This is a genomic window from Pseudomonas sp. PAMC 26793 (assembly GCF_000313235.1).
GTDB lineage: Bacteria > Pseudomonadota > Gammaproteobacteria > Pseudomonadales > Pseudomonadaceae > Aquipseudomonas > Aquipseudomonas yamanorum.
This window is the reverse complement of the sequence record NZ_AMXG01000023.1, coordinates 15501-27526: the sequence shown is the minus strand read 5'-3', so window position 1 is coordinate 27526 and position 12026 is coordinate 15501. Positions and strand designations below refer to the sequence as shown.

10 protein-coding genes are annotated in these 12026 nt (G+C 61.9%); 9 read left to right on the top strand and 1 reads right to left on the bottom strand.

Translation table 11 applies throughout. The annotated features are described in order from the left end of the window. Position 1: 1 nt before the first annotated feature. The 9 genes from D109_RS0107490 (at position 2) to trpE (ending at position 9760) form a co-directional block, all read left to right on the top strand. Positions 2-631 carry a response regulator transcription factor gene (locus D109_RS0107490; protein WP_003210977.1) on the top strand — a complete coding sequence of 210 codons (630 nt, stop codon included), beginning with the start codon at positions 2-4 and terminating at the stop codon, positions 629-631. Between the two features lie 214 nt (positions 632-845). After that, positions 846-1958 carry an ABC transporter ATP-binding protein gene (locus D109_RS0107485; RefSeq protein WP_017476343.1) on the top strand — a complete coding sequence of 371 codons (1113 nt, stop codon included), beginning with the start codon at positions 846-848 and terminating at the stop codon, positions 1956-1958. 43 nt (positions 1959-2001) lie between these two features. Further along, positions 2002-3042, top strand: a complete 1041-nt coding sequence (locus D109_RS0107480) for an ABC transporter substrate-binding protein (protein ID WP_003210973.1) — start codon at positions 2002-2004, stop codon at positions 3040-3042. A gap of 173 nt (positions 3043-3215) precedes the next feature. Continuing rightward, the gene (locus D109_RS0107475; protein WP_010167250.1) at positions 3216-4448 is read left to right on the top strand and encodes an ABC transporter permease; all 1233 of its coding nucleotides are present in this window, start codon (positions 3216-3218) and stop codon (positions 4446-4448) included. Between the two features lie 13 nt (positions 4449-4461). Beyond that, the gene (locus tag D109_RS0107470) at positions 4462-5286 is read left to right on the top strand and encodes an ABC transporter permease (protein WP_003210970.1); all 825 of its coding nucleotides are present in this window, start codon (positions 4462-4464) and stop codon (positions 5284-5286) included. A 202-nt stretch (positions 5287-5488) separates the two neighbouring features. Continuing rightward, on the top strand, positions 5489-6637 hold the full coding sequence (locus D109_RS0107465; RefSeq protein ID WP_017476341.1) for an iron-containing alcohol dehydrogenase: 1149 nt from the start codon (positions 5489-5491) through the stop codon (positions 6635-6637). A gap of 83 nt (positions 6638-6720) precedes the next feature. Next, positions 6721-7395: a ribulose-phosphate 3-epimerase gene (gene rpe / locus D109_RS0107460; RefSeq protein WP_017476340.1), complete on the top strand. Its 675-nt coding sequence runs from the start codon at positions 6721-6723 to the stop codon at positions 7393-7395. Next, positions 7392-8210: a phosphoglycolate phosphatase gene (locus tag D109_RS0107455; RefSeq protein WP_017476339.1), complete on the top strand. Its 819-nt coding sequence runs from the start codon at positions 7392-7394 to the stop codon at positions 8208-8210. Before rpe ends, D109_RS0107455 begins: the two co-directional genes overlap by 4 nt. A gap of 68 nt (positions 8211-8278) precedes the next feature. Continuing rightward, a complete protein-coding gene (trpE, locus tag D109_RS0107450) occupies positions 8279-9760 on the top strand; it encodes an anthranilate synthase component I (RefSeq protein WP_017476338.1) in 1482 nt (493 codons plus the stop codon). A gap of 140 nt (positions 9761-9900) precedes the next feature. On the opposite strand, the gene estP is transcribed toward trpE, so the two are convergent. Then, a complete protein-coding gene (gene estP / locus D109_RS0107445; protein WP_017476337.1) occupies positions 9901-11823 on the bottom strand; it encodes an esterase EstP in 1923 nt (640 codons plus the stop codon). Positions 11824-12026: the final 203 nt, after the last annotated feature.

The following is a 12026-nucleotide window of genomic DNA, read 5'->3' as shown; positions in this document are numbered from 1 at the left end:
AGTGATCCGTGTACTGGTAGCTGAAGACCACACCATCGTTCGCGAAGGCATCAAGCAACTGATCGGCCTGGCCAAGGACCTGCTGGTGGTGGGCGAGGCGAGCAATGGCGAGCAGTTGCTGGAAACTCTGCGCCACGTGCCTTGCGAGGTGGTGTTGCTGGACATCTCGATGCCCGGCGTCAACGGCCTGGAAGCCATCCCGCGGATTCGTGCGCTGAACAACCCCCCGGCGATCCTGGTGCTGTCGATGCACGATGAAGCGCAAATGGCCGCCCGTGCGCTGAAGGTCGGTGCCGCCGGTTATGCCACCAAGGACAGTGACCCGGCGCTGCTGCTGACGGCGATCCGCAAGGTTGCGGCGGGCGGACGGTACATCGATCCGGACCTGGCGGACCGCATGGTCTTCGAGGTCGGCCTGACCGACTCCCGGCCACTGCATTCGCTGTTGTCGGAGCGCGAGTTCTCGGTCTTCGAGCGCCTGGCCCAGGGCGCCAACGTCAACGACATCGCCCAGCAGTTGGCGTTGAGCAGCAAAACCATCAGCACCCACAAGGCGCGCTTGATGCAAAAGCTCAACATCACCTCCCTGGCGGAACTGGTGAAGTACGCCATGGAGCACAAGCTCCTATAGCCGCCTATCTATTTGCGACCACCCTGTGCCGCTAGAAAACCCATTCCTGCCACCTGCAGCTGTCGCACTGTTCTGTGCCCGCCATCCGTGTAGGGCGATCCCTACCCCAAACCTTCCATCCTGCTGATGCCAATCTCTCCGGGCCCCCGATTTTCGCCAACTTGCGGCTGGACTACGCTGGGTTCATGGCAGTCCAAAACAAAAAGGTGCGGGTATGAGCGAGGTGGATTCAAATGATGTGCTGGTCAGCTTTCGTGGCGTGCAGAAGAGCTACGACGGCGAGAACCTGATCGTCAAAGACCTCAACCTGGAGATTCGCAAGGGCGAGTTCCTGACCCTGCTCGGGCCGTCCGGCTCGGGCAAGACCACCAGCCTGATGATGCTCGCCGGCTTCGAAACCCCTACCGCCGGCGAGATCCAGCTGGCCGGTCGTTCCATCAACAACGTGCCGCCCCACAAGCGTGACATCGGCATGGTGTTCCAGAACTACGCGCTGTTCCCGCACATGACGGTCTCCGAGAACCTGGCGTTTCCGCTCTCTGTACGCGGCCTGAGCAAGACCGACATCAGCGAGCGGGTCAAGCGTGTACTGAGCATGGTCCAACTCGATGCCTTCGCCCAGCGCTACCCGGCGCAACTCTCTGGCGGCCAGCAACAGCGTGTGGCCCTGGCCCGGGCGCTGGTGTTCGAGCCACAGCTGGTGCTGATGGACGAACCCCTCGGCGCCCTCGACAAGCAACTGCGCGAACACATGCAGATGGAGATCAAGCACCTGCACCAGCGCCTCGGCGTGACCGTGGTGTACGTGACCCACGACCAGGGCGAAGCGCTGACCATGTCCGACCGGGTGGCAGTTTTCCACCAGGGCGAGATCCAGCAGATCGCCGCCCCGCGCACCCTGTATGAAGAACCGAAAAACACCTTCGTCGCCAACTTCATCGGTGAGAACAACCGTCTCAATGGCCGCCTGCACAGCCACACCGGCGACCGCTGCGTGGTCGAGTTGGCGCGCGGCGAAAAGGTCGAGGCGCTGGCGGTGAACGTTGGCCAGGTCGGCGGTCCGGTGACCCTGTCGGTACGCCCGGAGCGCGTCAGCGTGAATGGTTCCAGCGAAAGCTGCGTCAACCGCTTCTCCGGGCGCGTGGCCGAATTCATCTACCTGGGCGACCACGTGCGGGTGCGCCTGGAAGTCTGCGGCAAGTCCGATTTTTTTGTGAAACAACCGATCGCCGAGCTGGACACGGCCCTGGCGGTCGGCGACGTGGTACCGATTGGCTGGCAGGTCGAGCACGTTCGCGCACTCGACCCACTTCTAGAGGCGAATTGATCGCCCCCTTGCTTCACCAACCTCGCACGTGGAGAGAACAACAATGTTGAGATCCCTGAAATATTCCGCCCTGGCTTTGAGCCTGATGGGGGCGACACAGGCCATGGCAGGCCCCGATTTGACGGTCGTGTCCTTCGGTGGCGCGAACAAGGCGGCGCAGGTCAAGGCCTTCTACGCCCCGTGGGAAAGTGCGGGCAACGGTAAGATTGTCGCCGGCGAGTACAACGGTGAAATGGCCAAGGTCAAGGCCATGGTCGACACCAAGAGCGTGTCCTGGGACCTGGTGGAAGTGGAGTCACCGGAACTGTCCCGTGGTTGTGACGAAGACATGTTCGAACCCCTGGACCCGAAACTGTTCGGCAACCCAGGCGACTACGTGAAGGGCGCGATCCAGCCCTGCGGCGTGGGCTTCTTCGTATGGTCCACCGTGCTGGCCTACAACGCCGACAAACTCAAAGCACCGCCAGGCGGCTGGGCAGATTTCTGGGACACCAAGAAATTCCCGGGCAAACGCGGCCTGCGCAAGGGCGCCAAGTACACCCTGGAATTCGCCTTGATGGCTGACGGTGTGGCGCCGAAGGATGTGTACAAAGTGCTGGCCGGCAAAGATGGTCAGGACCGCGCGTTCAAGAAACTCGATGAGCTCAAGCCGTATATCCAGTGGTGGGAAGCGGGCGCCCAGCCGCCGCAGTACCTCGCTTCTGGCGACGTCGTGATGAGTTCTGCCTACAACGGCCGGATCGCCGCCGTGCAGAAAGAAAGCAACCTGAAAGTGGTGTGGAACGGCGGGATCTACGACTTCGACGCCTGGGCCATTCCAAAAGGCCTGGCCAAGGACCGTGCTGACGCGGCGAAGAAATTCATCGCCTTCTCGGTTCAGCCGCAGCAGCAGAAGACCTACTCGGAAAACATCGCCTACGGCCCGGCCAATACGCAAGCCGTACCGTTGCTGGCCAAGGACATCCTGAAGGATATGCCGACTACCCCGGAAAACATCGCCAACCAGGTGCAGATCGACGTGAGCTTCTGGGCGGATAACGGTGAGCAACTGGAGCAGCGCTTCAATTCCTGGGCTGCCAAGTAACTCGGTTGCCAATGTGACACCCACCTGGTGGCGAGGGAGCTTGCTCCCGCTGGACTGCGCAGCAGTCCCATCTTTTGGGGCCGCTTCGCAGCCCAGCGGGAGCAAGCTCCCTCGCCACAGGACAAGCGCCACACCAACGTTTTGCATTCATGTTTAAGAACCCGGAGTTCGCCATGGCCATCGCCATTCCCAGCCCCACCCTGAAACAGCGCCTGGCGCGTGCCGAGCGGCTCAACCGCTGGAAGGCCCAGGCCTTGATCGCGCCGCTGGTGGTGTTTTTGCTGCTGGTGTTCCTGGTGCCGATTGTGGCGCTGCTCTACAAAAGCGTCGGCAACCCGGAAGTGGTGGGCGGCCTGCCGCGCACGGTGGTAGCGGTAACCGCCTGGGACGGTCGTGGCCTGCCCGGCGAGCCGGTGTACCAGGCCATCAGCGAGGACCTGGGCGAAGCCCGGAAAAACTCGACCCTGGGCGACCTCTCAAAACGCTTGAACATGGAACTGGCGGGCTATCGCAGCCTGCTGACGAAAACCGCGCGGGCGCTGCCGTTTACCGAAGCGCCTGCCTCTTATAAAGAAGCGCTGGAAAACCTCGACGAACGCTGGGGTGACCCGGCGTACTGGCAGGCGATCCGGCGCAACACCAGCAGCCTGACGCCGTACTACCTGCTGGCGGCCGTGGATCATCGCATCGACGACCTCGGCGAAATCGCCCCGGCCACTCCGGACCAGGCGATCTACCTCGATATCTTCGCCCGTACGTTCTGGATGGGCCTGGTCATCACCGTGTGCTGCCTGCTGCTGGCCTACCCGCTGGCTTACCTGCTGGCCAACTTGCCGGCACGGCAAAGCAACCTGCTGATGATCCTGGTGCTGCTGCCGTTCTGGACCTCGGTATTGGTGCGCGTGGCGGCCTGGATCGTGTTGCTGCAGTCCGGCGGCTTGATCAACAGCGCGCTGATGGGAATGGGGCTGATCGATAAACCCGTCGAGTTGGTGTTCAACCGGCTGGGGGTCTACATCTCCATGGTGCACATCCTGTTGCCGTTCATGATCTTGCCGATCTACAGCGTAATGAAGGGCATCTCGCCCACCTACATGCGAGCGGCAATTTCCCTGGGCTGCCACCCATTCGCCAGCTTCTGGCGCGTGTACTTCCCGCAGACCTACGCCGGCGTTGGCGCCGGCTGCCTGTTGGTGTTCATTTTGGCGATTGGCTACTACATCACCCCGGCGTTGCTGGGCAGCCCGAACGACCAGATGGTCAGCTACTTCGTGGCCTTCTACACCAACACCAGCATCAACTGGGGCATGGCCACGGCCTTGGGCGGCTTGCTGCTGCTGGCCACCGTGGTGCTGTACCTGATCTACAACTGGCTGGTGGGCGCCAGCCGCCTGCGCCTGAGCTAAGGAGACCGTTGCGATGCTGAGCCCTTATATGTCGCCCGTGGAACGGGTCTGGTTCTACAGCTTGCGGATTCTCTGCGGCCTGATCCTGTTGTTCCTGATCTTGCCGGTGCTGGTGATCATCCCGCTGTCGTTCAACAGCGGAAGTTTCCTGGTCTACCCGCTGCAAGGTTTCTCGCTGCACTGGTACCAGGACTTCTTCGGCTCGGCGGAATGGATGCGGGCCCTGAAGAACAGCATCATCGTGGCTCCGGCGGCGACGGTGCTGGCGATGGTGTTCGGCACCTTGGCAGCGATCGGCCTGACCCGTGGGCATTTCCCGGGCAAGGCGCTGGTCATGGCCCTGGTGATTTCGCCGATGGTGGTGCCGGTGGTGATTATCGGCGTGGCCAGTTACCTGTTCTTCGCACCGCTGGGCCTGGGCAACAGCTTCTTCTCGCTGATCGTGGTGCACGCGGTGCTGGGCGTGCCGTTTGTGATCATCACGGTGTCGGCGACCTTGCAGGGGTTCAACCATAACCTGGTGCGGGCGGCGGCCAGCCTGGGCGCATCACCGCTGACGGCGTTTCGCCGGGTGACCTTGCCGCTGATTGCGCCGGGGGTGATCTCCGGGGCGCTGTTTGCGTTTGCCACCTCGTTTGATGAAGTGGTGGTGACGCTGTTCCTCGCCGGGCCCGAACAGGCGACCTTGCCCCGCCAGATGTTCAGCGGCATCCGCGAAAACCTCAGCCCTACCATTGCCGCAGCGGCGACCTTGTTGATTGCGTTCTCGGTGGTGCTGTTGCTGACCCTGGAATGGCTGCGCGGGCGCAGCGAGAAACTGCGCACCGCCCAAGTCTGAAGCCAAACAGAAATCAAAATGTGGGAGCGGGCTTGCTCGCGAAGGCGGTGTGTCAGTCAACAGAGATATCGACTGGCCTACCGCCTTCGCGAGCAAGCCCGCTCCCACATTGGGCCTGTGTCTATTCAGTAGCTGAATGCAAGACAACCAGCCTAAGTCAGCTACTCTTGTGCCAGCCCATAACTGATAAGAGGCCGCGCACATGAGTACTTCCTCATTCAAGATCGCCCATAAACTGCTCACCGGCCCAGGCGCCATCGAGCAACTGGCCGCCGAGCTGACGCGGCTGGATGTCGACAACCCGCTGATTGTCACTGACGCGGCGCTGGTCAAGTCCGGCACCGTGGCGCTGGCGCTGGCGCACCTGGGTGAGCGGACCTATGAAATTTTCGACCGCGTGCTGCCCGACCCGGAAATCGCCATCGTCGAGGACTGCATGCGTGTCTACCGCGAAGGCGGGCACGATGGCCTGATCGGCGTCGGCGGCGGCAGTGCGATCGACATCGCCAAGAGCGTGGCGGCCTACGCCGGTTACCACGGTGCCCTGGCCGACCTGTTCGGCGTGGACCAGGTGCCGCGCAAAGGCCCGCCGCTGATCGCGATTCCTACCACCGCCGGCACCGGTTCTGAAGTGACCAACGTGGCGATTCTGTCGGACAAGGTCGCGCAACTGAAAAAAGGCATCGTCAGCGACTTCCTGCTACCGGACGTGGCCCTGATCAGCCCGCAAATGACCCTGACCTGCCCCCGCAGCGTGACGGCCGCCAGTGGCGTGGATGCGCTGGTGCATGCCATCGAGTCCTACTTGTCGCTGAATGCTTCGCCGATCACTGATGCGCTGGCCATCGGTGCGATCAAGCTCATCGCCAAGGCGTTGCCCAAGGCCTACGCCAATCCGCTCAACCTGCAAGCCCGTGACGACATGGCCACCGCCAGCCTGATGGCCGGGATGGCGTTCGGAAATGCCGGCGTGGGCGCGGTGCATGCGTTGGCCTATCCACTGGGCGGGCGCTTCAACATCGCCCACGGCGTGAGCAATGCCTTGCTGCTGCCCTACGTGATGCATTGGAACAAGCTGGCATGCGTGGAGCGCATGCAGGAGATTGCCGAGGCCATGGGCGTGAACGTCACGGGGCTGAGTGCCGTGGATGCGGCGGATCAGGCCGTCGAGGCGATGACGCGACTGTGTGCCGCAGTGGAGATCCCGTCCGGCCTGCGCAGCTTCGGTGTGCCCGAAGACGCCATCCCGGCCATGGCCATAGAGGCCGCGGGGATCGAACGCCTGATGCGCAACAATCCGCGCAAGCTCAGCGCCGCGGATATCGAGAAAATCTACCGGGCCGCGTTCTAACCATTGAGCGAGGTCACGGTGCGCGCGGCAAAGCATGAGGTATACAATGCGCGCCATCGTGATTTAGCTCAAAAAGGTGCGTCATGCAGCCCTTCGTCATTGCTCCATCGATTCTCTCCGCCGACTTCGCCCGCCTGGGTGAGGAAGTGGACAAGGTGTTGGCCGCCGGTGCCGACTTCGTTCACTTCGATGTCATGGACAACCACTATGTGCCGAACCTGACCATTGGTCCGATGGTCTGCGCCGCCCTGCGCAAATACGGCGTGACCGCGCCCATCGACGCGCACTTGATGGTCAGCCCGGTGGACCGCATCGTCGGTGACTTCATCGAGGCCGGTGCGACCTACATCACGTTCCACCCGGAAGCCACGCTGCACGTGGACCGCACTCTGCAACTGATCCGCGAGGGCGGTTGCAAGGCCGGCCTGGTGTTCAACCCGGCCACCCCGCTGGACGTGCTCAAGTACGTGATGGACAAGGTCGACATGGTGCTGCTGATGAGCGTCAACCCAGGCTTCGGCGGGCAGAAGTTCATCCCCGGCACCCTCGACAAGCTGCGCGAAGCACGGGCGCTGATCGATGCCTCGGGCCGTGATATCCGCCTTGAGATCGACGGTGGCGTCAACGTCAACAACATCCGCGAAATCGCCGCAGCGGGTGCCGACACCTTTGTGGCCGGCTCGGCGATTTTCAATGCCCCGGACTATCAGGAAGTGATCGCCAAGATGCGCGCAGAACTGGCGCTGGCGCGTCCATGAGTGGCTTTGAGCAGTTGTTCCCCGGCAAACTGCCACGGTTGGTGATGTTCGATCTGGACGGTACGTTGATCGATTCGGTGCCGGACCTGGCGGCGGCGGTGGACCAGATGCTGCTCAAGCTGGGGCGCAAGCCAGCGGGCATCGAGTCGGTGCGCGAGTGGGTTGGCAACGGCGTGCAGATGCTGGTGCGCCGGGCCCTGGCCAACAACATCGAGGCCGAGGGTGTCGATGAGGTGGAGGCCGAGCACGCCCTTGAGTTGTTCAACGTGGCCTATGAAAACGGCCACGAGCTGACCGTGGTTTATCCCGGCGTGCGCGACACCCTTAAATGGCTGCACAAGCAGGGCGTGGAAATGGCCCTGATCACCAACAAACCGGAGCGCTTTGTCGCGCCTTTGTTGGACCAGATGAAGATCGGCCGGTATTTCCGCTGGATCATCGGTGGCGATACCTTGCCGCAGAAGAAGCCCGATCCGGCGGCACTGTTTTTCGTGATGAAAATGGCCAATATTCCGGCGTCCCAATCGCTGTTTGTCGGCGATTCACGCAGCGATGTGCTGGCGGCGAAAGCGGCGGGGGTCAAGTGCGTGGCCTTGAGTTACGGCTACAACCATGGCCGGCCGATTGCCGAGGAATCCCCGGCGCTGGTGATTGATGACCTGCGCCTGTTAATCCCCGGTTGCTTGGGAGCGGGCGCTGAGATAACGTTGCCCGACGCTGTTCCATCCCCTTCTGGAAATCCCATCGTGGTGGTCACTCGCAAACTCTGGATGAAAGTCATCAAGGCCCTGGCCCGCTGGCGTTGGCGCGCCTGACTGATCCTGGCCGCGCTGCGGCACGTTTGCACACCTGACCGTTAGACCCTCAAGCCACGAGGCACCCCATGATCCGCGAAGAATTCCTGCGTTTGGCCGCTGCCGGCTACAACCGTATCCCCATGGCCTGCGAAACCCTGGCCGACTTCGACACGCCATTGTCGATCTACCTGAAACTGGCCGACGAGCCCAACTCCTATCTGCTGGAGTCGGTGCAGGGCGGCGAGAAATGGGGTCGTTATTCGATCATCGGCCTGCCGTGCCGTACGGTGCTGCGGGTACATGATCACCATGTGAGCATCACCCTGGACGGCGTCGAGATTGAAAGCCACGACGTGGACGATCCGCTGGCCTTCGTCGAGGAGTTCAAGGCGCGCTACAACGTGCCGACCATCGCCGGCCTGCCGCGCTTCAACGGCGGCCTGGTGGGTTACTTCGGCTACGACTGCGTGCGCTACGTAGAAAAACGCCTGGGCAAATCCCCGAACCCCGATCCGTTGGGCGTGCCGGACATTCTGCTGATGGTTTCCGACGCGGTGGTGGTGTTCGACAACCTCGCGGGCAAGATGCACGCGATTGTGTTGGCCGATCCTTCCCAGGCCGACGCGTTCGAGCAAGGCCAGGCCAGCCTCGAAGCGCTGCTGGAAAAACTGCGCCAGCCAATCACCCCGCGTCGCGGCCTGGACCTTAGCCGTCCACCGGCGGCTGACCCGGTGTTCCGCTCCAGCTTTACCCAGGATGACTACGAGCGTGCCGTCGATACCATCAAGGAATATATCCTTGCCGGTGACTGCATGCAGGTGGTGCCGTCGCAACGCATGTCCATCGACTTCAAGGCTGCGCCGATTGATTTGTACCGGGCGCTGCGCTGCTTCAACCCGACGCCGTACATGTACTTCTTCAACTTTGGCGACTTCCATGTGGTGGGCAGTTCGCCGGAAGTGCTGGTGCGTGTGGAAGACAACCTGATCACCGTGCGCCCGATCGCCGGCACGCGCCCTCGCGGTGCGACCGAGGAGGCGGACCTGGCGCTGGAGCAGGACCTGCTGAGCGACGACAAGGAAATCGCCGAGCACTTGATGCTGATCGACCTGGGCCGCAACGACACCGGGCGTGTCTCGGAAATCGGCTCGGTGAAACTCACCGAGAAGATGGTGATCGAGCGTTATTCCAACGTGATGCACATCGTGTCCAACGTCACCGGCGAGCTGAAGGCCGGGTTGACGGCGATGGATGCGCTGCGGGCGATTCTGCCGGCGGGCACCTTGTCGGGCGCGCCGAAGATTCGTGCGATGGAAATCATCGACGAGCTGGAGCCGGTCAAGCGTGGTGTGTATGGCGGTGCGGTGGGGTATTTCGCCTGGAACGGCAATATGGACACTGCGATCGCGATTCGTACGGCGGTGATCAAGGACGGCGAACTGCATGTGCAGGCGGGCGGCGGGATTGTGGCCGACTCGGTGCCGGCCCTGGAGTGGGAAGAGACGCTGAACAAGCGCCGGGCGATGTTCCGTGCGGTGGCGTTGGCTGAGCAGACCCCGCAGGACTGAAGTCAGACGTAGATCAAAAAATGTGGGAGCGGGCTTGCTCGCGAAGGCGGTGTGACAGTCACCTGATGTATTGACTGACCCACTGCATTCGCGAGCAAGCCCGCTCCCACATTTGTTTTTGTGCAATCTTCAAATCCGAGTCAGAAATCCAGACTCACCCCGACACTCACCCCCTGCTGGGTAAAGTTGTCGTCCTTTCTCACGTTATAGGCCGCGTTCAACGCCAGGTCCTTGGTCACCTTGTGGGTAATCCCCAGGTTCAAGCGGTCCGAATTGCTGCGTGGCGTGTAGCCGTCCAGTTTGAAATCAATCCCCGGCACGCTGTTGAGGGACATGCCCACTCGCTGCGTATCGTTTTCAAACTCGTGTTCGTGGGCCACTTCACCAAACACCAGGGTTTGCGGAGTGAGGCGGTAGTTGGCTTGTAATCCGATTCCCAGGCGCTTGGAGTCGCGCTGTTGGTCACCAAAGGTCAGCGCGGTGGAGCGGGCATCTTTCTCCGAATAACCATTCACCTCGACCCGCGAGTAATCGGCGCTGATGAAGGGCGAGAAGTGCCATTCGCTATTCGGCTCGGCGATGTCATACCCCACGCGTGCGCTCAAGGCCCATAGCCAGCCGTCAGTGTCGCCTTTCTCGGTGCCTTCACTGATACCCAGGGCGAACTTGCGTTTGAGGTTGTCGAAGTCCAGTTTGCCGCCGGTCAATGCGGCGTCGGCCCACCAGTGATCTTCCTGATACTGGGCGAACGCGGTGCCCAGGTAGCTATTGAGCTTGTAGTCCGAATCGCTGGCGCCGGCCTCAAGGCTCTGGCGATAGAAGCCTGCCGCCACACCCACGCGCCACTCGTCATTGAGCCTGTAGCTGCCACCAATATTCAGGTTATAGCCACTGCCGTCGCCGCTGGCCGAGCTGTTTTGATCATCGAAGTCCAGGTGCTGGCCGCCAGCGTCGACAATCGCTCGCCATTGGCCTACGGCCTGCCAGCTACCAGAGTCGGCTTGCCATTGGTTACGCAATGAATCCTGATGGGCGCGCAAGGTACCTTGGGCCATTTCCGGAAGCAGGGTGATTTCCCAAGGGGCAGCCAGCAGCGAATACGCGTAGTCGGCGATCAATACCTGGCCGGCCTCGGTCGGGTGGACCGTGTCGTTGTAAATCAGCTTGGTCGGGTCCGGGTTGGTGCCGCCGACGCCATACACTGGGTTCCGGCAGGTGGTGCCGCTAAAGCAGGTCTGGTTGAGGTTTTGATCGGTGGCAAAGCCAAAGCGTCCGGGATCGGCGAAGGTTTCCTTGAGCAACAACGGAATGTTCAGCGGGACGATCTGCGCATCGATTTGTGACAGGCGCTGCACCAGGGTCTGGTTGAACACGCCGGCCAGGGCGCTGACGGTCCCTTGGAGCGGCGTGCCATTGACGGCAGGCGTCAGGCCCAGGTCCGGCAGCATCCACACCATGACATATCGGGCGCCAGCCTGTTGCAGAGCCTGGGCGCTGTCGGCCAGGCGACCGGCTGCGGCCGAGGCTTGACCGGGGCTGAGGACCAGGCCGTCGAGGAAGTCATTGCCGCCGCCGGAGAGAAAGTACAACGCGTTGGGGTCGGCTCGGCCACCCGTGGATGCCAGATATCCGGGGCGTGTACGCAACACCAGCCCGGTGTCGCTATCGGTGACGGTGGAGTTACCGGTAATGGCATCGTAGATCTGCTGGGTGGTGTAGCCGCCGACGGCCCAGTTGTTGCCGTCTGCCTGGCCCAACGCGGCGCGCTCCGGCGAGGAGGATGCGTTCAGGTCGCCTGCTGCCACTCCCAGCTTGCCGCCCAACAATGTCGAGGAAATCAGCGAAGTGCTTTCGCCGCTGCCGTCGAAGTACTGCGGGCCGGTGCGGTTGGTGAAGCGATAGGTTGAGCCGGGTGCCCCAGGGTCGGCGAATGTCCCGGCATCGGCCAGGCTGTCGCCGAATACGATCATGGTCGAGTAGGGCGACGGCGCGGCGAACGCTTGGAAGCAGGCCAGGGTTAACAGGCAGCCGACGAGTGGAGCGAAATAAGGGGTCTTGGTCATGAGTCCGTCCATGCTTTTGTTTTTTTATCAGCACTGTGACTGTAGCGACCTTTCAAGGGTTCTGAAAAAATTGACGCCAATTATCGGTCGGGCACTTCCCCCCGTATTTGCGGCGCCATATTGCACCGCTGGCGAGGCTACGTTACTGTGCCTGAACGTATGAATGAGACCCTCCCCGTGTTGATCATCAGCAAACTCTTGAT